A 22583-nucleotide genomic window follows, 5' to 3' on the forward strand; every position below is an offset into this window, starting at 1 on the left:
CCATTTTGAATATTGGCAAAAGGACTTGGGCTTCCCAGTTCCTTAAGTCAGTGAGGGATGCTTAAAGTAGCAGGTAAACAGGAGATTACTTTTATTTTTAAAACCCATAGTATCTTGACGCTATCATGAAATAATAAATATTTGCGAAGTATTGGATGATAATATAAAATATAGAAAGATAATATGAAAAATTAGTAATTTTTGATGGAGGTAGATTGAATTGTTTCTTCATATAGGTGGAGATGTTGTAATTCCAAGTAAAAGCATTATTGCTATGTTTGATATAGATACAACAACAATTTCAAAAGATACAAAGGAATTTTTAAAAATTTCTGAAGAAGAAGGATTTGTTGAAGCTATTTCTGATGGAGATTTACCAAAAACATTTATTATTACAGAAACTGATAAAAAAAGTAAAATATATTTGTCACCAATATCTTCTGTAACACTATATAAGAGAGCAGGATATATAAGCAAACTTGAAAAGGAATATAAAAAAGAAAAAAATAGTAAAATTAGTGACTTCACTCTTATTGAGTAAAAAGCCGACTATTAGATTACTGGAGGAAGAAAAATATTTATGCACGAAAATGTTAAGAGTTATGATGAAAATCAGATATTAGTACTGGAAGGTCTTGAGGCAGTGAGAAAGAGACCGGGTATGTATATTGGTACTACATCATCCCGTGGTCTTCATCATCTTGTATATGAAATAGTAGCTAACAGTATTGATGAAGCATTGGCTGGAAGATGTAATTATATAGAAATTAAAGTCAATAAAGACAATTCAATAACAGTTTCTGATAACGGGGGAGGAATACCTGTTGGATTACACCCTAAAATGGGTATTCCTACAGTAGAAGTAGTTCATACTGTATTACATGCCGGAGGAAAGTTCAATAAGGGAGCCTATAATGTTTCAGGAGGATTACATGGAGTCGGTGCTTCAGTAGTTAACGCTTTATCTGAATTTCTTGAAGTAAAGGTATACAGAGATGGCAATATCTATAAGCAAAGATATGAGAGAGGTAAAACCGTAACTCCCCTTGAGGTAATAGGTAAAACTGACAAGACAGGAACAGTCACTACCTTTAAGCCTGATCCGGAAATTTTTGAAGAAGTGGAATTTGACTTTGAGACTATGTTGTATAGATACAGGGAAATGGCTTTTTTAAATAAGGGAGTACGAATAAAATTAATTGATGACCGCGGAGTTGAACCTATTGTTAAAGATCTCAAGTATGACGGGGGAATAGTATCCTTTGTTGAATATATAAATAAAAGTAAAGAAGTTCTTCATAGACCTCCTATATATATTGACGGATCAAAAGATGGTTCCTATGTTGAAATTGCAATGCAGTATAATGATTCTTATGCTGAAAATATATATAGTTACGCGAATAATATTGCAACTACAGAAGGCGGAACCCATATGACAGGCTTTAAATCTGCTATTACAAAGGTTTTTAATGACTATGCGAAAAAATATAACTATATAAAAGAGAATGATAAAAATTTAATGGGTGAAGATGTACGTGAAGGGCTAACTGCAATTATCAGTGTAAAACTTCAAGAACCACAGTTTGAGGGACAGACCAAGACAAAGCTTGGAAATAGTGAAATAAGAAGTCTTGTTGAGAGCATAGTAACTGAAAAGCTTTCAGCTTTTCTTGAGGAAAATCCTTCAGTTTCAAAAATAATATTAGAAAAATGTCTTACTGCTTCACGTGCAAGAGAAGCAGCCAGAAAAGCAAGAGAATTAACAAGAAGAAAAAGTGTATTTGAATCTAATTCTTTACCTGGAAAGCTTTCTGATTGTACTGAAAAGGATCCTGCCCTTTGTGAAATATTTATTGTTGAGGGAGATTCGGCAGGAGGTTCTGCAAAACAAGGAAGAGACAGAACAATTCAGGCTGTGCTGCCTCTCTGGGGTAAAATGTTGAATGTAGAAAAAGCAAGGATTGATAAAGTTTTTAGTAATGAAAAGCTTATGCCTGTTATAACTGCTTTAGGTGCTGGAATTGGAGATGATTTTGATATATCAAAATTAAGATATCATAAAGTTATTATTATGGCAGATGCAGACGTAGACGGTTCACATATTCGAACGCTTTTGCTGACTTTCTTCTACCGGTATATGAGGCCTCTTGTGGAGGCTGGGCATGTATATATCGCCAGGCCACCTTTATTTAAAGTATCAAAGGGTAAAGAGGAATATTATGCTTATAGTGAGAAAGAAGTTGAAAAGATTGTTAAGGAAAAGAACTGGAAAAAAGATGAATATAATTTACAAAGATTTAAAGGTTTAGGAGAAATGAATCCTGAACAACTTTGGGAGACCACTATGAACCCAAAAACAAGATCTATGCTCAGAGTTGAATTAAATGATGCTGTAGATGCAGATGAAACTTTCTCTATACTTATGGGTGATAAAGTGGAACCAAGAAGGGAATTTATACAGGAGAATGCAAAATATGTAACAAATCTGGACATATAAGATGATAATAGTAAATTGAGGTGATTATTACACAAAGTTAATAAAAGTATATAAAATAGTTTTTAGCCTTGTTTTTTTTTAAAATATTAACTCTTGCTTGTGTGGGTACTTAACATATGAAGTTTTAAATTTTTCCTAATAATAAAAGAATTCCAAATAATATAAATATTAATCCTGATATGTTTTGAATATAAGTTTGTGGTATATATTTATTTAGTAATGAGCCTGCTAAAACACCGATTAAAGACGATAGTACCAGTGCGCAGGATGATGCTATAAAAGTACACCATATTGATTTTGATTTAGAAGCAAGCAGCATAATTGATAGTTGTGTTTTATCTCCTAATTCTGCCAATAAAACCAGTATAAATGTTAATATAATTGTTTTCCACATATGCAAAAATAACCGCCAATTCAAAATTTATTATGATATTGTATGGTAAATTATATTCTTTCTATTGATAAATATTCTTTTTGTATAGCAAAGAAATGTTTCATGTGAAACATATTTAATAATTTTTAATAAGAAAGAGGTAGAAGGACACTCCGTAACGAAAAAGAAATTCTTTTTGCCCGGAAAGGAATGTCCCTCTACCTTTTATTTAATAATGCATATTCCTTTAAAAATTTGCTCAAAGAAAAATTAACTAAAATAAAAAAACAGGAATTTGAAGTGTTTTTTTATATATTTATATGTTAGAATATAAAAGACAATTTAAGAAGTGAAATTGTTATTGTAAAATTACTAATTTTTTAATTCTTTCTGATTTTTTTAGTTAATTATTTTCAAAAAATAGATTAAAAATTTACTCTAAGTTTTTTCAAAAAAATATATACAAATGGGGGCGATAGTTATTGAATTTATTGCTAGACAAGTTTAAAGAAGTATCATTTTCGGTGCTGCCTATTAGTATACTGGTAATTATCTTAAGATTTACACTTGTTCCTCTAGAAGCAGATATGTTTGCAAGATTTATTATAGGAAGTGTATTAGTAATAATAGGATTAGGTATTTTTCTTTTTGGTGTAGATATAGGAATTATCTCAATAGGAAACACAATGGGAGAAACTGCAGCAAAAAGCAACAGAATTTCTATTGTTGCGTTTCTTGGATTTTTTCTGGGCTTCTTAGTAACTGTTGCTGAGCCTGACTTACAGATATTAGCAAATCAAGTAAATGAAGCTTCTGGTAATAAAATATCTTCTTTATTAATACTGATTGTAGTTGCTATTGGTGTAGGAATTATGCTTGCATTAGGATTACTGAGAATATTATATGAAAAACCACTTAATATATCTTTCACTTTATTCTATCTTATAATATTTTTACTTGGTTTCTTTGTGTCAGAAGAGTTTTTGGCTATATCTGTAGATGCTTCCGGTGCGACTACCGGTGCTATGACCACGCCATTTATATTAGCGCTGGGTTTGGGTGTATCTCAGTTAAAAGGTGGAAAAACTTCTGAAGAAGACAGTTTTGGTTTGGTAGGTATGTCTTCTGTTGGACCAATTTTAGCCATAATGATAATGAGCATTTTAGCAGGTGCTACAAATATACAAGGAGAAGCTGAAATATTTACACCCCATACTGGTATAATTGGACCTTATTTGTCTGAGTTTCCCATAATTATGAAGGAAATATTGCTTACATTATCGCCAGTAACTTTATTATTTTTAATATTTAATAAATTTAAGTTTAAGCTTAATACTAAAAATAGAAATAAAATTTTAAAAGGTCTATTATATAGTTACATTGGACTTGTACTCTTTTTAGTTGGCGTTAATGCGGGTTTTATGGAAGTTGGAAGAATAGTAGGAGCTGGTATTGCCTCCTTGGAACAAAAATGGGCTCTTCCTTTTATCGGATTTTTATTGGGAATGATGGTGGTTCTTGCAGAACCTGCTGTATATGTATTAACTGAACAAGTTGAAGAGGTTACCGCAGGCCATATACCTAGAAAAATTATATTAGCAGCGCTGTCAGTGGGAATTGCTTTTGCAGTATCTATGTCTATGTTAAGGATAATGATACCTGAATTGAAGCTTTGGCACTTTTTATTGCCAGGATTTGCAATTGCTGCTTTTTTAAGCTATAAAGTACCGCCCATTTTTGTTGGAATAGCATATGATGCGGGCGGAGTTGCATCTGGACCTATGACAGCCACATTTGTGCTTGCATTTGCCCAGGGAGCTGCGCAAGAAATTGAAACAGCTAATGTTTTGGTAGACGGATTTGGTGTGATTGCTATGGTTGCCATGATGCCGTTGGTTACTTTACAAGTACTTGGGCTACTCTATAAATTGAAGGCTAAAAAGGAGGATGTTGATATAAATGCAGTCGTCGAACAATAATGACTACTTACTATTTTGTGTAATAGTCAATTATGGAAAAGGTAGTAAAATTCTAAAATTTTCCAGACAACTGGGAGTAACAGGAGGTACATTATTTCTTGGTAAAGGAACTGTAAAAAGTAGTTTGCTTGATATTTTAGGTATTAATGAAATTAGGAAAGAAATTCTTATAATGGCTATAAAGGAAGAAATGGATGGATATCTACATAAAGAGTTAACCAGAGCCTTTAATCTGGATAAACCTAACCATGGGATTGCTTTTTCTATGCCAATAAGAAAAATATATGGAAGTCATAAGGCTGAAAATGTAGATAAACATAATGTTGGAGGAAGTGAAAATATGGATACGACTAAGTATGAAGCAATATTTACTATTGTTGACAAAGGATTAGCTGATAATGTTGTTGAGGCTGCTACCAGCGTAGGCTCTACTGGTGGTACAGTTATTCATGGAAGAGGTGCAGGTGCTCACGAAAAAGCCAAACTCTTTAATATAGAAATTGAACCGGAAAAAGATATAGTATTAATACTATCAGAGGCTGAAAAAACGGATATTATAATAAATGCAATAAGAGAAAAATTAAATATAGATAAACCAGGTGCTGGTATATTATTTGTAATGGATGTTAATAGAGCAACTGGCATATTCAAGGGATAAAAGCTTATAAAATACTCTTCAACAAATGTTTCACGTGAAACATTTGTTGAAGAGTATTAAGAATATTATGTAATATTTAGTATTTTTGTGCTATAATGTGCATAAGATAAATTTAATTTTACTTATGTTTTTTATTTTTTTGTTATATAACCAGAAATTAGTTAGGGAGTGGGGTCATGGCTAAGGTAATAGCAGTAGCAAATCAAAAGGGTGGTGTTGGAAAAACAACTACCGCTGTTAATTTAAGCTCTTGTCTTGCATACAAGGGTAAGAAAGTGCTGTTATTAGACATAGACCCACAAGGAAATAGTACCAGTGGATTAGGTATTGATAAAAACAGCATAAAAAAGTCTATATATGATGTATTGATAAATGATGAAAATATAGAGAACATAATAATTGATACTAAAATAGATAATCTAAAAATTTGTCCTTCCAATATTCAGCTTGCCGGAGCGGAAGTAGAATTAGTGACTGTTATCTCAAGAGAGACAAGAATGAAAATGGCTTTATCCGATATAAGAAAAAAATTTGATTTTATAATTATTGATTGTCCACCTTCTTTAGGGCTTTTAACAATTAATTCTCTTACTGCTTCAGATACTATTTTAGTTCCTATACAATGTGAATATTATGCGCTTGAGGGATTAAGCCAGCTTATGAACACTGTTAAATTGGTTCAAAAACATCTCAATCCTCAATTAGATGTAGAAGGAGTCGTACTTACAATGTTTGATGCCCGGACAAACCTGTCAATCCAAGTTGTTGAAGAAGTAAAGAAATATTTTAAAAACAAAGTATACAGGACTATTATCCCAAGAAATGTAAGACTAAGTGAGGCTCCAAGTTATGGTCTACCTATTATTTTATATGACAGCAAATCAAAAGGAGCTGAAGCATATCTTGACCTGGCGCAGGAAGTAATAGAATCATCAGAGGAGGATTTATAAATGGCTAAAAGAGCACTTGGAAAAGGTCTAGGGGCATTGATTCCGCAAAATAATGAAGCATCTAACGGTATTATAGAATTAAAGCTGGCTGATATAGAACCAAATATGGATCAGCCCAGAAAAGCCTTTGATGATGAAAAACTATTAAAATTGGCGGATTCTATAAAAGAGCATGGTGTTGTGCAACCTATAATTGTAAAAAAAGATGGCAATGTATACCGGATTGTTGCTGGAGAAAGAAGATGGAGAGCAGCAAGAATAGCAAAAATTGAAACCATTCCGGCAATAGTGAAAGATTTAACTGAAAAACAGCTAATGGAGATTGCCTTAATTGAAAATCTACAAAGGGAAGACTTAAATCCCATAGAAGAAGCAGAAGCATATGAGAAATTAATAAAAGAGCACAACATGACCCAGGAAGAAATATCAAGACTTGTAGGAAAAAGTAGGCCGGCAATTGCCAACTCATTAAGATTATTAAATCTTAATGAAAAAATCAAAGAAACTCTTATAAAAGGGGATATTACAGAAGGACATGCCAGGGCTTTGTTATCTTTAGACAATCAACAAAGTCAATTAAAGGTCTTGGATGAAATTATTAAAAACAAACTAAGTGTCAGAGACACAGAGAAATTAGTAAAAAAGCTAAGTTCCGTCAAAACTTCGCCAAGGAAAAGTAAACAGCTTAGTCCTGAATTTGAAAGGATAGAAGAAAATTTAAGAAATATACTCGGAACAAAAGTTAAGCTATTTCATCAGGCTAAGAAAGGAAAAATAATGATTGAATATTATTCAAATGAAGAATTAGACAGAATTGTAGATTTATTGAATTCACTCCCAAAAAAGACGACCCTCTAAAATGAGTTATAACGGTTTATTTTAATACAAGCAATACAATATGTATATATAAAGTAAAAATGGCTCCTAATCGAAAATAAAAGCTTTAAATTGCAACAGTAATTTTTTGTTTCACGTGAAACAAAAATCAATCTTGGGGAGAATAATCATGGTAGGAATTGAAGGACTATTTAATTTACCATCAGAGTTAATAGCAGTTTTAACCATACTGAATTTAATTTTTATAATTCTAATATTCTTTTACGCGTTGCATTGCAGTTCTAAAATAAAAAGGTTAAGAAATAAATATAATAAACTTGTTTATGGTGTAAGCGAGGGAAATATTGAAGATATATTAATAGAATGTATTGATAGAATGAATAAGGTTGAAATGAGAAACAGGGAATTAGAAATCAAATTAAATAATATGGAGCACAGCATTATTAGCTGCATACAAAAAGTAGGGATAGTACGGTTTAATGCCTTTGAAGATACGGGAAGTGATCTGAGTTATTCAATTGCATTACTTAATGAAAACGACGATGGAGTGGTTATTAGTAGTATATATTCAAGAGAAAGCTCGTATACCTATGCAAAACCGGTTATATCCGGTAATTCGAAATATCCTTTATCTGCAGAAGAGATAAAGGCGATTGATATTGCAAAGAAAAACGGTAGATCATTTTTTCATGCTTAAAAATTATAGTTGTGTATAAGAATAAGGAAATTTTTCTGCATCAAAAACTTAATATTAAAATATTAGAAATTAAAATTAATATATATTTACTTATTTATATAGACGATTTGATATAAATTCTATTAAATTTAGATAATTTTTAAAGGAGCAAGCTGGATATGGATGAAGTTGATGTTAGAATATTAAAAATATTAATAAATAACGGAAGACAGACAGTGTCAGAAATTAGCAGTCAGGTAAATTTGTCTATTCCAGCTGTCAGCGAAAGGATAAGAAAGCTTGAAAAATCAGGTATTATAGATAAATATATTGCGGTCTTAAACCCAAAGAAATTAAAAAAAGACATCACCGCAGTAATGTTTGTAGGCATTGAAAGAGTCAAACCAGTTACCGAGTTTTTAAATTTGGTAAATAACACTGATGACATCCTTGAATGTCATTATATTGCAGGTGATTATGATTATTTATTGAAAATTACTACAGAGAATACATCTACATTAGAAAAAATTTTAAATAGTATTAAATCTGTTAAAGGGGTACAAAAAACAAAGACTGTATTTGTTCTTTCCACTACAAAAGATAATAAATCGGTTAACCCATAAAACTTACCTCTATTAAACAAAAAAAATTTAAGTTACGAATTAAATTTTATCAGTCATAAAATAAAAAATTAGCCAAAAGATATCAATAGTTAAGATTTTTTTAATTATTAGTCAAAGGATTTACTTATTTTCCCACTCTCTTCTATAATTAAATTGTTCATAAGTATTCTCAAATAATAAAATTTCTTAAACAATTAAAGTCTTATTAATATTTCCTGTGAAAAAAGGAGGCTTATTTTGCTATGAAATTAAAAGGCTTAACAATTGGTATACCAAAGGAGATTATGAAAGGTGAAAGACGTGTTTCAGCAACTCCTGAGACTACTGCCAAAATGATAAAAGAAGGAGCTGTAGTGCTAGTGGAAAAAGGAGCAGGAGAAGGCTCATTTTTCCATGACGAAGAGTATACTGCTAAAGGCTGTAAAATTATCGAAGATGTTTCTGAGTTGTACAGTAAATCTGATGTTATTCTTAAAGTCAAGGAACCCATATTTAATAGCCAAAAGGGATTACATGAAGCGGATATGATGAAAAAAGGACAATTACTGATTACTTTTCTTCACCCCGCTTCACCAGGCAACCACGATATGGTTAGAAAACTTGCTGATAACGGCCTGATTTCACTGACACTTGACGGTATTCCCAGAATTTCCCGTGCGCAATCAATGGATGCTCTTACATCAATGAGTACTGTTGCCGGCTATAAGAGTGTAATTATGGCAGCAGATAAATTACCTATATTTATGCCAATGATAGGTACAGCAATTGGAATGATAATGCCGGCATCTGTTTTAGTAGTTGGCACGGGGGTAGCCGGTCTTCAGGCAATAGCAACTGCCAAAAGATTAGGAGCTGTGGTTTATGCTGTTGATATACGTCCTGATGCTTGTGAACAAGCAAGAAGCCTGGGTGCAAAAGTAATAGAAACAGGAATACCTGAAAAAGAAGCAATAGGGACAGGAGGATATGCGAAACACCTAACAGATAAATGGCTGTTTAAAGAGAGGGAAGTACTTAAAGAAGTAGTGCCAAAGGTGGATATTATTATACTATCAGCTCTGGTTCCAGGAAGAGTTGCTCCAGTTTTGATAATGGAAGATATGGTCAAATGTATGAAAAAAGGTTCTGTAATAGTGGATATAGCTATTGATCAGGGAGGAAATTGTGAGATTACAAGCCCTGGAGAAGTAATAGAGAAATATGGGATTACCATTGATGGAACAAAAAATATACCTGGAATGCTTCCAACAAGCTCTACATGGATGTTTGCAAATAATATATATAATTTCTTAACTTATGTTGTTTCTGATGGAAGGATAAATATTAACAAAAATGATGAAATAATATCATCAACTCTGGTAACTTATGAAAACAAAATAGTTCACGCAGGCGCTCTGGAATCCATTAATCAAGGAGGATAATAAATAAATATGAAATTGTTAATTTTATTTATCATATTTATATTAACTACAATAATCGGATATAAAGTGGTAGGAGAGGTACCAAGCCTATTACATACTCCTTTAATGTCTGGAATGAATGCTTTATCAGGAATTACAGTTCTTGGGACACTAACAGTTACTGCTGCAGCTGTTGGTACTGGTAATAAAATATTAGGAGTTATATCAATAGCTTTTGCAATGGCAAATGTGGTAGGAGGATTTTTGGTTACCCATAGAATGTTAAGAATGTTTAAAAGCAAGCAGGAGGGCGAATTTTAATGAATATCTCATTATATGAAGTGATGTCAATAATCTGCATTGCAGGCATGATACTGGGAATTCATTGGATGAATTCACCGAAAACTGCAATTAGAGGAAACCTCCTGGGTGCTATATCTTTATTGACTGCAGTAATGCTAACATTAGCTGTTAATGGAATTTTCAGCCATGGAGTCCTGTGGGCCGGATTGATTATAGGGAGTATTATTGGTTATTACATGGCTGTAAAGGTAACCATGTTAAAAATGCCTCAAATGATAGCTGTTCTCAATGGATTTGGAGGCGGAGCTTCTGCGCTGGTTTCTATAATAATTATAGCAAGTAGTGAAGGTAATTCTGATTTATTTAGCTTAAGTACTGCTTTTTTAGCCTTGTTTGTTGGTTCTATCACTTTTAGCGGAAGCATGATAGCAGCAGCAAAGCTGGATCAAAAACTGCCCCAGCGCCCCATGGTTTTAAAAGGCCATTTCATTATAACAATGGCTGTGCTCTTGATGATAATAATTGCATCTGTATTTGGGATAATGATGAATACCGCTAATAATGTTTTTATCATACTGATAACACTGTTACTCTCATTTATCCTTGGAATTGTTTTTACCATCAGGGTTGGTGGTGCTGACATGCCCATAACCATATCACTTCTGAATTCTCTTTCAGGAGTTGCGGGAGCTATAGCAGGTTTTGCCATTTATGACGCCTTACTTATTGCAGTTGGTGGAATCGTTGGTGCTGCAGGATTAATACTAACTCAGGTTATGTGCAGGGGCATGAACCGCAGTTTGGTTCAGGTGCTGGCAGGAAAAACATCAATTCAAAATAAATTAAGCAATGAGCTTTGTTGTAAAGATATAAGAAATGAAGAAGAAATTAATGAGAAAAATGTACAACATGAATATAAGAATAATAATGAAAAATTTGAAGAAGACGAAAATGATGATATTAAGATAAGCAGAATAATCAACGGGGCAAATAAGGTTATAATCGTGCCAGGCTATGGAATGGCACTTTCTCAGGCACAATATGAAGTAAAAAATATGTATGACAGCCTTGTTGCAATGGGAAAAGAAGTTAAATTTGCAATTCATCCTGTTGCCGGAAGAATGCCGGGCCATATGAATGTACTACTTGCAGAAGTTGATATTCCCTACGATAAATTATACGAACTGGAAGCTATTAATGGCGAATTCAGCAGCACAGATCTGGTTATTGTAATCGGAGCGAATGATGTAATTAATCCGGCTGCCAATACCGCAAAAGATACTCCAATTTATGGAATGCCAATATTATCAGTAGATCAGGCAAAACATATAATAATATTTAACCGGGATACTAAACCGGGATATTCTGGAGTGCCAAATTCACTATATAATATTCCTGAAGTGATACTTAAACTAGGTGATGCCAAAGAGACAGTGAGAGAGTTGTTGCAGCAGTTAAACAGTTTGAAAGTATAATGACTGGAAGCTCAACAACGTTCAGATAATCAAAACTATTTACTTTTATTGATTAATGTGGCATTTTTACCCGGGTAATACCCGGGTAAAATACCATTGACAAAACATAAGTTTCAGTATAAAATATAAAACGTTACTGAGTTCCGGCGAAAAAGCCATACGGAGAGATGGTCGAGTTGGTTTAAGGCACCGGTCTTGAAAACCGGCGTAGGTGCAAGCCTACCGTGAGTTCGAATCTCACTCTCTCCGCCATTTAACTTAATATTTATATTTGAATTTATGTGGAGAAGTACCCAAGCAGGTCGAAGGGGACGGTTTGCTAAACCGTTAGTAGGGGCAACCCTAGCCAGGGTTCGAATCCCTGCTTCTCCGCCACAATTTGTCTGAAAACCCTGATGAAATTAGGGTTTTCAGCGTTTTTTGAAGCATAGGGACGGTTCTTCTGCTTCCATTAGAAGGAAGCAGAAGAACCGTCCCTGTATTTTACGTTTCCGTACATACGAACCGGAACACATTTGGTGCCAGGCCCAAAGCTTACAGTCTTGTAATTTTTTGAACCTGTACATCTGTTAGGGCACTGGCGGCATGTATCTTTATTGGCGAATATGGTGTTATTTCCTTTCTTCTTTGTCTTTGACAGTATGTTGCCCAGCTGCTTTTTGATTTCACATTTAAGAAAAAATTTCCGAAACAGAACCCAGGCGAGTTTAATAAATCAGCTTAGTCTGAAGCATTTTAATGTCATTGTGCGAATTATATGGAGATATATATAAATATATAGATTCAAGAATAAAATAATATATAAGACAGAATAAAATAAAAACCACCGGTAGCTAGCCCGGTGGCTTTATTATATTATAACCTATCTTGCAAACAACGGTATGGTCAGAGCATTATATATAAGCACCGAAGCTTCACCACGGGTAATTTCTTTATCCTGCGGTAAGTTCAGGTTATAGTCCAACCCTAATCTTTTTGACATATTAATAACGTTATCAGGCCAATTGCCTTCAAGCTGGGATTCATAACCTAGAGCTCTTACTATTATGGCTCTGGCTTCGGTAAAGGTAACATTATTATCAGGTCTGAAGGTTTTATCTTCATACCCGTTAATAAGATTGTATTTTGTGGCAATTATTATATTATTGTAAGCCCAGTGTTTTTCATCTAGATCTGTAAAAGGATTTTCTATTGCATTAACATCTTCTTCTCCTTCTTTACCTAGAATCCTCAAAATCAAAGTAGTAAACTCGCAACGGCTTACACTGTCCTGCAGTTTCAGATTACCATGTTCATCACCCTTAAGGATTTGTAGAGCCACAAGAGCATTAGCACTATTTTCAATTTGAAGCAATTCTAAATCAGTATTAGCATGTGTAACCGGCAAAAAAATTGAAATTACTAAAGCTGAAATTATTAATATTTTTATAATTTTAAGTTTAACTTTTATCATATGTAAATCTCCTGATAGAATTTCATTTTTTATTTTAATTATACATTAAAAAGAATTACTGTTTATTAAGATAAAATTACAACATTGCTACAACAATAAGACAATTTAATTCATGAATATATATCCTTTATTTAATCAAAACTAATTGTAGCGCTAGATTATTTTTTATTTAGTGCTATTAATATAATTAAGGAGGACACAGATATGTCAAAAACGGTGGCAGCTATATTCAGCAGACGGGAATATGCTGAAAAAGCCGCAAGAGATATCAAAGATCAGGGCTTAAGAACTGACGATATTTCAATTGTTGCCAAAGAAGGAGAAGAAACCCAAACAGGAGTAACAGCTACTATGGGAAATGGAATGCGGGGTGTAAATGACAATATTTCAGATGGCGTTGTAAGCGGAGGAATACTGGGTGGACTTGCCGGATTACTGATAGGTGCAGGCAGCATGGTAATTCCGGGGCTTGGTATAATAGCCGCTGCAGGTCCTATAACCGGTTTACTGTCCGGGGCAGTAACTGGTGGAATAATAGGCGGACTAATTGACCTTGGCATACCAGAAGATAAAGGCAGACAATACGAATCAGATATAAAAGCAGGGAAAATATTATTTAGCATGAAGGTTGATGAAAGTAAAGTTGATAAGGTAGCATCTATTCTTAGGAATAATGGAGCCGAGAGTGTGGATACCTATTAATTATTGTTGATAACAATTAATCGCGGACTGAGGAAACAAATTTAAGCTTTGTTTCCTCAGTGTTTATTCCTTGTTTCTATTATTGATTTTCAGGTTCATTTTCTGTAGTGTTTTCAAGTTCAGCAGTATCTTCAAGTAATTCACTAGTTTCAAAGGCAGGAATTTCTTCCTGGATTCTATCCTGAAGCGTAGCAGGAGGATTATCTGCATCATCTATTCCGGTAACATGAGGAATTTCAATGGATGGAATGTTTTCTTCAGGAATACCTGGCTGGATATCAGTGTTGTTTTCATTAGCTCTATCTACTTTCTTTGTTCCTCTGATAACTTCCTGATATAAAGGATTATATACACTTGTGTGGATTTTATTTTGGCTGATGATATTTCCGTTTTCTTTAACTATTTTGTAAGTTTCAACAACATATCCTTTTGAGCCATACTGTTTTATAATGTTGGTTCCTTCAGGAAGTTCCGGATCATCTATATAATGTATTGGGAAATCCATAGTTTTTATTATATTCTGAGTATATTCCACTGTTCTGCCGGGATTTTCATTAGTTCCTTTGATTCTGAAAAATACCATGTTGTCCTCTGTTGTCCAGGCTTCAATTTTTATTGGCCATTTTGTAGAGTTTACGAATTGAAAGTCTATTTCTCCGTAGGACACGGTTGCATCTCTTCCATAGGGAACATAGGATACAGTAAACATATGATTTACGCGTTCAGTAACCTTCAAATCTGCCAATAAAACAGAATTGTAAAGGGTTGAAGAGGCCTGGCATATACCTCCACCGAAACTTTGCACGACTTTACCGTTAGCATATCCGTTTGCAGGCTTATAACCTGCTTCTTCGGTTCGTGGACCAACAACTTTATTAAATGAGAAATTTTCACCGGGAGATAATATTAAACCATTGAGTACTTCTACAGCTTTTCTAATATTTTCTGCGCGATTTGCATCATTTACTGTAGAAGTTGAAAATTTAGTTCCATATTCCGATAAGGTATCCCTGAACAATGAGGCTTGTAGACGTTCTGAAGTAATTTCAGGGTCTTTATACTCCACCGGCAATAAAAATTCCTTACCTTCTTCTTTAGAGAAAGATGGAAAATTTTCAATCAAGTATGATTTATCTATTGTTCTTCCTCTTTTATGGGGCAGAATCTGCACATTTCCATTCTCAACCTTTACGTCCGCATTGACTGGCTCAATATTAATCTTTGAGTATAACTCTTCAATACTAACCTCTTCAGGAAAAATTTGTTGCACGGGTACTTCTATAGAAATATCATTACATTTCTGAATTAATTCTGACAATTTGTTTTGAAGATCATCTTTTTCTATTTGTTTACCAGAGGTTCCAGAACGGAGGATAAGCTGATCATCGCGCTGAATAATATCAGTTTTAACAGCAGGGACATATGTTTTGTCATATAATGTTTGTATATGTTCTTTTAGTTTCTGCTCATTGTATGAAATAGTGAGAGGTACTTTGCTTCCCATAACTCTTGTATTAAGAATATCTCTAAGCCTTTCAGATATACTACCTGAACGTCCAATTTCATATGCCTTGTCAACTGCTCCAGCGATATCGTAGTAGGCTTCAATATCTGAGTATTTAAAAGATTCTGTCAAAGATTCTACGGTAATTGAAATATTCAAATTACTAATATTAGAGTCTAAATTATTACTTAAGAAATCAACAGCTTCATCTTTTAACATTTCTCCAACATAAATGTTGGATATGTATACACCGTTATATATTTTATCATAATTTAAAATAGCATAAGTTATTTGACCAATAATTGCAATTATAAGAAATAATAAACCCAAAGCTACTATAAGCACTTTCTTTGAAGAAGAGAGCTTTACATTTTTTTCTTGAAGATTTGATTCCATAGTGTCCCCCCCATATTGCTGCCACAAATGAATTTATTCCAAGTATACATAATGTGACGCCTATCATAGGTATAAAGTTCCTGTTTAAATCTGCTTATATGAATTTACCCATATTTTACATTAATGACACAAAACATCTAAAATAATGTTTATACATGGGTTTTTACATACCAAGTAAAATAATATCATATTGAAGCTTCCATAATCCACTATAGCAAAAAATTTTGCATATTACGATATGAATATTTTAACAAAAAGCAGTCTATAATTTATGGTAGATATTATAATTATAAGGAGAATTTGCATGAATTCAAATAATAAGGAAATAAAGGATCAAAATGCTAAATCTGATAAGCTCAGCAGTCTAATAAAAAGATTCAAAAAAAAATCACTATTAAATGCTAAAAGAAATAATACTACAGATATTCATGAAGATAATTTTGACAGGGATAACCTGGTAGAAAGTATCAGGCTTGCCAGACTGGAATGGTTGGACGCAAGCAGAAATTTTGAATTTGCATATGACAAGGAAATAATTGATTACTATACATATCAGATGAAAGCCAGTGAAACAAGGTATCAGTATTTATTAAAACTGGCAAGGGAAAAAAGTATAAAGCTTGGTAAAAAGGACAATATTCAGTATATTTTCCAAGGGAAAAATATGTCAGGTTAATACTGGGATAATATTCCAGATTAAAATAGGGCGATGAGAATTATTTCCTATGATTTATTTATAATAAGATATTAAAATTTAAGAGCGAAAAGGAATAAAATAGTGGCCAAGTATATATATTAGATACTAGATAAAACTCACAGCTTTATAAAGTTACTATTGTATTTTATATATATTGGGGAGATTGATTTTGTTACCTGTGAGGTCATTAGCAAAGATTATTTTTAATACTTTGATAGGCGGAATTGCACTGGCAATTATTAATTTTTTCGGTGGCTTTTTTAATTTCCATATAGCATTGAATGTTGTAACAGCAATGGTGGCCGGAATCCTGGGTATTCCGGGAGTTTTACTTCTTGTCGTGTTAAAGATATTATTCAAAGCTTCCTAGGATAAAAATATACTTTTTCAAGAGAAATACAAGGGAGATAAAATTGAAAAGAAAGAATACAGCAATTTTTTTTACTGGGGTTTTTACAGGTTTATCTTTCATTATAAAACTTTGCTTAATATTCTACTATAAGAATAATCTAACACTTTCCAGTGATGATATTAACTACATAAAAAGTGCAGTGGCTTTATTAAAAGGAGGCATCTTTGTTTTTCACCAATACAATGAGCCTACTGTATTTGTAATGCCCCTTTATCCATTATTTCTTGCAGGGATATTTAAAGTATTTGGATATGGATTGGCAGGCCTTCAGGCTGCAAGAGTAATACAGGCTATTCTTAGCAGCATTTCTGTTTTACTGGTATATCTGATAGCTGAAGAATTATTTGACAAAAAAATAGCTGTTTTTTCAACTCTACTTGTCGCTCTATATTTTCCGAATATTGTTACTTCGGGTTATTTTTTGACTGAAACATTATTCACAACTTTATTATTATTGCTAATATTTTTCTCCCTTAGTTTTTCTGGTAACCCTACCTGGTATAAATTTGCTTTGCTTGGTTTTATCTGGACTTTATCAGTTTTATGCAGGCCTACTATTGCATTGTTTCCATTATTTCTTTTTATTTATCTTCTATTTTACAAAAAAATCCCATTTGCAAAAATTATAAAATGTAGTTTATCCATGGGTTTAGTTTTTTTTGTAATAATGTTGCCCTGGTGGATAAGAAACTACTCTGAGTACGGAGAGTTTATACCTCTTTCCGCATCTGGCGGAAATCCCATGCTGCAAGGTACTTATGTAGATTATAAACAAACACCGGAAAACATAGTGTATTATAAACTGGGCAGCAATGCTTTTGAAACAAATAAAGTAGAGGTGAAAATTGCAAGAAATAGGATAATAGAAGAATTTAAAAGGGATTTTTTTGGATACTTAAACTGGTTTACATTGGGGAAAACAAAATATCTCTGGTATACTCCTTTTTATTGGAAAGAATTCTTTGGGATGAAATCATCCTATGTTACTATTTATCATTATTTTCTGCTTACAGGTTTTATAGGAATAATTATTCTGATTGTCAAAAGTTTTTCCAGGTACTTTATTCCAATTTCCATAATATTTTATTTCAATATTGTACATTGTGTGTACATGGCTTTTGACAGGTATGCTTTTCCTTTAATGCCTCTAGTATCAATTTTCTGCGCTTTTTCTATTATATCAGTCTATAGGTTTGTAGTTGTAAAATTCTTATAAGTGATTTTAGTTCAGAGTAATGAATTAATTTAGTTTTATTCTACTTGCTTTTATTTCTGCATATAAATAAAAACGGACACGTGCAGAGGAGTTCCCTGGAGGTAGCATATAATGCAAACAATAGAGAAAGAAATAGGGGATAGGTACGGCATAGAGGTAAGCAGGCTTAGTCAATATAAAGATGCTTTATTAATCGAATCCTCATTGGGAAAAAAACTACTTAGAAGAAACCAGTGTGATATAGCCAAAATTGAGTTTATTCACAAAGCAAAAGAGCATCTTTATGAAAATAACTTTAAAAATATTGACAGGTACCTGTGTACTACCGAAGGAACCCCTTTTTTTCTCTTTGGAGGTAACTGCTACACCATCAGTAATATGATAGAAGGAAGAGAGTGTAATTTTGAGGAAAGAAATGATATTATACTGGCTACACAGTCATTGGCTGCATTACATAAAGCATCTAAAGGCTTTGTACCTGATCCTTCCACTCAAAATTATAATGAATTAGGTAAACTGCCATTTTATTTAACAAAGAGGCTGGGGGAATTAAAGAAATTAAAAAAAATAGCAGAGAAAGGTAGGAGCAAATTTGATCATAAGTTTTTAGAATATGTAGATTATTTTTATCAATTAGGAGAAAATGTAATACATAATATTTCAAACGGTGTGTATGATAAACTGGTAGAAAAAACAGCAGAGGAAGGTATAATATGTCATCACGATTATACCCACCACAATATCATAATTGACAAAAAACAAGTTTCAGTTATAAATTTTAATTACTGTTGCCATGAATTAAAAGTTTATGATATAGCAAATCTAATACGGCGTAAAATGCGCAAATGTAATTGGAATATTGAGGAAGCCAGGGTCATCATCAATGAATACCGAAAGATAAACGAGATAAGTAAAGAAGAGTTTTTTGTATTAAAACTAATGTTGGAATTTCCCCAAAAATTTTGGAGAGTTGCCAATAAATACTATAACAGCAGAAGAAATAGAGTTGAAACAAGTTATATTTTGAGATTGCAGGAAGTCATTGATGAAATTGATCATAGTGCAAATTTTCTAAAGCAGTTCCACACTCTTATATAATCAATAATATTACATTTCTTACTTTCAGCTTCTTCACATAAATTTATGAAATGGCATATTATGTAATAGGTATCAATGGGTGTCGGTCTATTGCGGTGAAATATATGCGAGACTTAAAAATAGGGGATATTGTTGCAAGAAAATCCTATGACCAGGATGTTTTTTTTAAAGTAACTGGAATAAGAAAAGAAGGACAAAAAAATATTGTCACATTAAAGGGGATTACTTACAGGCTGGAAGCTGATGCTCCGGAAGAGGATCTGATTGTTCAGCCAGCCAGTAAAGTCCGGGAATATAGGAACAAGTGCTGTATACTTGCAGAAAAAAAAACTCGTGCTTTTATGTCTTCACGCATAAGGCAAAACTTAAAAAAAGGGTATTATAGAAGTACTTCAAAAGAATTGCCCGGGAAATATGCCCGGCCAGGAAAAATACTCCATATAGATGGCGACCAGGATTATTTAGAAACTTGCCTGAATGAATATAGAAAACTTGCTCTGGATATAGTAGGAGAGTATATACCTGAGAAAAAACAACCTTCAGAAGTGTATAATCTTCTGCAAAAATACAAACCTGATATTCTTATTCTTACGGGACATGACGGTATTATAAAAAGTGGCGGTGATTATGGGAATATAAATAACTACAGACATTCCAAACATTTTGTTGATGCTGTTAAGGAAGCTAGACGATATGACAGTGATCTTAATGGCTTGTTTATATTTGCAGGTGCCTGTCAGTCTTTTTATAAAGAATTAATAAAAGCAGGAGCGAACTTTGCCAGTTCTCCAAATAGAATTCTTATACATGCTTTAGATCCTGTATATGTATGCAGAAAAGTAGCGTTTACAGGTATAAATAAACTTCTGTCACCAAAGGATATTATAAATGATACAATATCAGGATCAGAAGGAATAGGAGGAGTACAGTCCTTTGGGAAATATAGGGATGGATTTCCTGCAGAACCGTACAACAATTGAGTAAAACCCAGCAAAATGTAATAAATATGGTACTTACGAAAGAAAAAACAAAAAATTTTATGCATATAAATCAGGAAAACATGTTAAAAACACTTGACATAAATATTTTAATGCTGTTATAATATTATATTTTTTTGACAAGCTTTAAGTTTTGTGTTATAATTTAAACAAATGATAGCATTTGAGAAACATAGGATGAGGTGATTAAATGATAGAAAAGGGTGACCTGGTCCAGATAAAGCGCGATATAGAAACTTGTGTAGGGCAGAGAGTGCAGCTTAAGGCAAACAAAGGACGGAAAAAATCCTTTATCAGAGAAGGCATTATTGAGAAGTCTTATCCTAGTATATTCGTAATAAAGTTTGAAAATGACTATGATACAACCAGAAGAGTTTCTTACAGTTATACGGATATACTTACAAAAGCAATAGAACTTGTAGTATATAAAGATGACGAAAAAATACAAGTTTGTTAGAAAACAGAGCTCAATTGAAGAAAATGACAATTCAAACAGAAGGGACGGTTCATAAGAATCGTCCCTTTTCATATGTTATTTTTAAGAAAATTGTGTAAAAGCATAAACAAACAGTAATAATTTTAAACCCTTGTCAATATATATTACATAGCAATGTGGTTAACTTAGGTGATATATAAAATCTTGTGTATCAGGCAGGGGGAGGATAAAATGTCTCTGGAATTAGTTAGGGAAGTTATAAAGGCTAATAAGATAGTTGGTGAGAATTCCACGCAAACTATAGTTGAGCATGATATAATTGTGCCCGATGTCAACCCGGATATTGATAATATACTTTTAATTGATGGAGATATCTTTATAAACAGAGTTGATACAGGAGAAGGAGAAGTATTTGTAAGCGGAGAGATCTACTATAAAATTCTTTATATATCTGATGAAGAAGCAAAACAATTAAAGAGTATTAACGTAGCATCAGAATTCTCCAGCAGCCTTAACATTCAGGGTGCAAAGCAGGGTATGAGAGCTAAAGTAAAATGTGAAATTGAGCATATGGAATATAAATTACTAAATGGAAGGAAAATTAATGTAAAGTCGGTGCTGCAGGTAAAAGGAACAGTGTCAGAAGAGGTAGAGAGAGAATATGTTAAAGATCTCGAAGGGGTACGGGATATCCAAGTATTAAGAAAAAATTATAGTATAAACTGGTTTGTAGGCCAAAGCACCATAAGTTCAGATATTAAAGAGATAGTAGAAATTCCCTCGGTTAAGCAAAGTATAAAAGAAATTCTAAGGAATGATATTAAGATTACAGGAAAGGACTATAAAGTAACTGACGATAAAGTAATTGTAAAAGGAGATTTAAACATTTCCACTCTCTATATAGGAGAAGGTGAAAGTGATAACATTCAATATATGGAGCATGAGATCCCATTCACACAGTTCGTTGATCTGGAGGGCTTAACAGAAGATAGCTATTGTGATGTGGACTATAATATTACAGGTGTAAACTTTGAAGCAGTAGAAGACAGTGATGGAGAGTTAAGGGCATTAAAATGCGAGGTATCATTAGATATTACTGTAGAGGGATTTGAAAAAAGAGATATAGATATAGTTGAGGATACTTACAGCCCCTTTTCAAGACTGGAACCAGAAAAGGATACTTTTAGCGTAGAAGAGCGAATCTCTGAGAGCAGGAGTCAGGTTATTCTGAAGCAGATTATAGAATTACCTGATGAGTATCCAGAGATATCAGAAGTATTTAATGTTATTTGTAAACCGAGCTTAAGTGAATATTCAGTGGATGAAGGAAGAGTAGCTATAGAAGGAATAGTAGAAAACAGGATACTTTTTATCGCAGATAACCCTGAGGAACCTATTATATGCTACGAGCAGGAGCTTCCTGTAAGCCATGAAATCCAGTTGGATAAATATAGCGATGATATGAAATGTAATATTGAAATGGAGATTGAACATTGTAATTATAGTGTGATTTCCTCCAGAGAGATTGAACTCAGACTTACTTTGGGAGTAGTTACTAAAGCTGTGGATCAAGTAAAAGTGCCTTTGATTACTGCAGTTGAGGAGTCGCCCTTTGAAGATAAGAGATCAGAATCAAAGCCAAGCATAATAATTTACTTTACACAACCTGGAGATAATCTGTGGAAAATTGCTAAAAAATACAGAACAACCGTAGATGACCTCAGAAAAATAAATGATGAGGATAACCTTAATTTTAATAAACCTGGCAAGCAGATTATAATAATAAACAAAGCTGATAAATAGTAAAAATAAACAGGCCATAATGTACTTTCTTATAATATATTTTATTTTTAAAGTGTCTGAAAGTAAGATTTCAGGCACTTTTTATTGAAAGTGAAAT

22 protein-coding genes and 2 tRNA genes are annotated in these 22583 nt (G+C 33.0%); 21 read left to right on the forward strand and 3 right to left on the reverse strand.

Features of this window, described 5'->3' with window-relative positions; genetic code table 11:
- Window positions 1-220 precede the first annotated feature (220 nt).
- On the forward strand, window positions 221-541 hold the full coding sequence (locus tag GXX20_06025) for a DUF370 domain-containing protein (GenBank protein HHW31218.1): 321 nt from the start codon (window positions 221-223) through the stop codon (window positions 539-541).
- A 39-nt stretch (window positions 542-580) separates the two neighbouring features.
- The gene (gyrB, locus tag GXX20_06030) at window positions 581-2497 is read left to right on the forward strand and encodes a DNA topoisomerase (ATP-hydrolyzing) subunit B (protein ID HHW31219.1); all 1917 of its coding nucleotides are present in this window, start codon (window positions 581-583) and stop codon (window positions 2495-2497) included.
- Window positions 2498-2621: 124 nt separating this feature from the next.
- Here gyrB and GXX20_06035 read toward each other — a convergent pair whose 3' ends face one another.
- Entirely contained in the window at window positions 2622-2897 is a 276-nt protein-coding gene (locus GXX20_06035; protein HHW31220.1) for a TMEM165/GDT1 family protein, read from the reverse strand.
- Between the two features lie 455 nt (window positions 2898-3352).
- Between GXX20_06035 and GXX20_06040 the strand changes: the two genes are divergently transcribed.
- The 11 genes from GXX20_06040 to GXX20_06090 all read left to right on the forward strand — a co-directional run bounded on the left by GXX20_06040 (window position 3353) and on the right by GXX20_06090 (window position 12146).
- The gene (locus tag GXX20_06040; GenBank protein ID HHW31221.1) at window positions 3353-4849 is read left to right on the forward strand and encodes a DUF1538 domain-containing protein; all 1497 of its coding nucleotides are present in this window, start codon (window positions 3353-3355) and stop codon (window positions 4847-4849) included.
- Complete coding sequence (locus GXX20_06045; protein ID HHW31222.1) at window positions 4830-5507, forward strand: P-II family nitrogen regulator; 678 nt, start codon at window positions 4830-4832, stop codon at window positions 5505-5507. The genes GXX20_06040 and GXX20_06045 overlap by 20 nt, the downstream gene beginning before the upstream one ends.
- Window positions 5508-5683: 176 nt before the next feature.
- The gene (locus GXX20_06050) at window positions 5684-6457 is read left to right on the forward strand and encodes a ParA family protein (GenBank protein HHW31223.1); all 774 of its coding nucleotides are present in this window, start codon (window positions 5684-5686) and stop codon (window positions 6455-6457) included.
- Window positions 6458-7315 (forward strand): ParB/RepB/Spo0J family partition protein, encoded by an 858-nt coding sequence (locus GXX20_06055; GenBank protein HHW31224.1) that lies wholly within the window; start codon window positions 6458-6460, stop codon window positions 7313-7315.
- A 148-nt stretch (window positions 7316-7463) separates the two neighbouring features.
- Window positions 7464-7991, forward strand: coding sequence for a DUF4446 family protein (locus GXX20_06060; protein HHW31225.1), 528 nt, complete (start codon window positions 7464-7466; stop codon window positions 7989-7991).
- Between the two features lie 158 nt (window positions 7992-8149).
- The gene (locus GXX20_06065; GenBank protein ID HHW31226.1) at window positions 8150-8593 is read left to right on the forward strand and encodes an Lrp/AsnC family transcriptional regulator; all 444 of its coding nucleotides are present in this window, start codon (window positions 8150-8152) and stop codon (window positions 8591-8593) included.
- Window positions 8594-8835: 242 nt separating this feature from the next.
- Complete coding sequence (locus GXX20_06070) at window positions 8836-10014, forward strand: NAD(P) transhydrogenase subunit alpha (GenBank protein HHW31227.1); 1179 nt, start codon at window positions 8836-8838, stop codon at window positions 10012-10014.
- A gap of 9 nt (window positions 10015-10023) precedes the next feature.
- Window positions 10024-10314 (forward strand): NAD(P) transhydrogenase subunit alpha, encoded by a 291-nt coding sequence (locus tag GXX20_06075; GenBank protein ID HHW31228.1) that lies wholly within the window; start codon window positions 10024-10026, stop codon window positions 10312-10314.
- Entirely contained in the window at window positions 10314-11771 is a 1458-nt protein-coding gene (locus GXX20_06080) for an NAD(P)(+) transhydrogenase (Re/Si-specific) subunit beta (protein HHW31229.1), read from the forward strand. The genes GXX20_06075 and GXX20_06080 overlap by 1 nt, the downstream gene beginning before the upstream one ends.
- Before the next feature lie 161 nt (window positions 11772-11932).
- Window positions 11933-12023 (forward strand) — tRNA-Ser (locus tag GXX20_06085).
- A gap of 31 nt (window positions 12024-12054) precedes the next feature.
- Window positions 12055-12146 (forward strand) — tRNA-Ser (locus GXX20_06090).
- Window positions 12147-12633: 487 nt separating this feature from the next.
- Here the strand turns inward: GXX20_06090 and GXX20_06095 are convergent.
- Entirely contained in the window at window positions 12634-13224 is a 591-nt protein-coding gene (locus GXX20_06095; protein HHW31230.1) for an S-layer homology domain-containing protein, read from the reverse strand.
- Window positions 13225-13428: 204 nt separating this feature from the next.
- Here GXX20_06095 and GXX20_06100 point away from each other — a divergent pair, with 204 nt between their 5' ends.
- The gene (locus GXX20_06100; protein HHW31231.1) at window positions 13429-13926 is read left to right on the forward strand and encodes a hypothetical protein; all 498 of its coding nucleotides are present in this window, start codon (window positions 13429-13431) and stop codon (window positions 13924-13926) included.
- 79 nt (window positions 13927-14005) lie between these two features.
- Here the strand turns inward: GXX20_06100 and GXX20_06105 are convergent, their stop codons facing one another.
- Window positions 14006-15826, reverse strand: a complete 1821-nt coding sequence (locus tag GXX20_06105; GenBank protein HHW31232.1) for a vanomycin resistance protein VanB — start codon at window positions 15824-15826, stop codon at window positions 14006-14008.
- Between the two features lie 304 nt (window positions 15827-16130).
- Here GXX20_06105 and GXX20_06110 point away from each other — a divergent pair, with 304 nt between their 5' ends.
- From GXX20_06110 to GXX20_06140, 7 genes are all read left to right on the forward strand, one after another.
- Window positions 16131-16502: a YaaL family protein gene (locus GXX20_06110; protein HHW31233.1), complete on the forward strand. Its 372-nt coding sequence runs from the start codon at window positions 16131-16133 to the stop codon at window positions 16500-16502.
- A 163-nt stretch (window positions 16503-16665) separates the two neighbouring features.
- On the forward strand, window positions 16666-16893 hold the full coding sequence (gene bofA, locus GXX20_06115; GenBank protein HHW31234.1) for a pro-sigmaK processing inhibitor BofA: 228 nt from the start codon (window positions 16666-16668) through the stop codon (window positions 16891-16893).
- A gap of 43 nt (window positions 16894-16936) precedes the next feature.
- Window positions 16937-18151, forward strand: coding sequence for a glycosyltransferase family 39 protein (locus GXX20_06120; GenBank protein ID HHW31235.1), 1215 nt, complete (start codon window positions 16937-16939; stop codon window positions 18149-18151).
- 111 nt (window positions 18152-18262) lie between these two features.
- A complete protein-coding gene (locus tag GXX20_06125; protein ID HHW31236.1) occupies window positions 18263-19249 on the forward strand; it encodes a CotS family spore coat protein in 987 nt (328 codons plus the stop codon).
- Between the two features lie 104 nt (window positions 19250-19353).
- Window positions 19354-20229, forward strand: coding sequence for a sporulation peptidase YabG (yabG, locus tag GXX20_06130; GenBank protein ID HHW31237.1), 876 nt, complete (start codon window positions 19354-19356; stop codon window positions 20227-20229).
- Between the two features lie 208 nt (window positions 20230-20437).
- Window positions 20438-20704, forward strand: coding sequence for a Veg protein (locus GXX20_06135; GenBank protein ID HHW31238.1), 267 nt, complete (start codon window positions 20438-20440; stop codon window positions 20702-20704).
- A gap of 210 nt (window positions 20705-20914) precedes the next feature.
- On the forward strand, window positions 20915-22486 hold the full coding sequence (locus tag GXX20_06140) for a DUF3794 domain-containing protein (protein ID HHW31239.1): 1572 nt from the start codon (window positions 20915-20917) through the stop codon (window positions 22484-22486).
- Window positions 22487-22583 lie beyond the last annotated feature (97 nt).

Source organism: Clostridiaceae bacterium (assembly GCA_012840395.1).
In the GTDB taxonomy this organism is placed as follows: Bacteria; Bacillota; Clostridia; order Acetivibrionales; family DULL01; genus DULL01.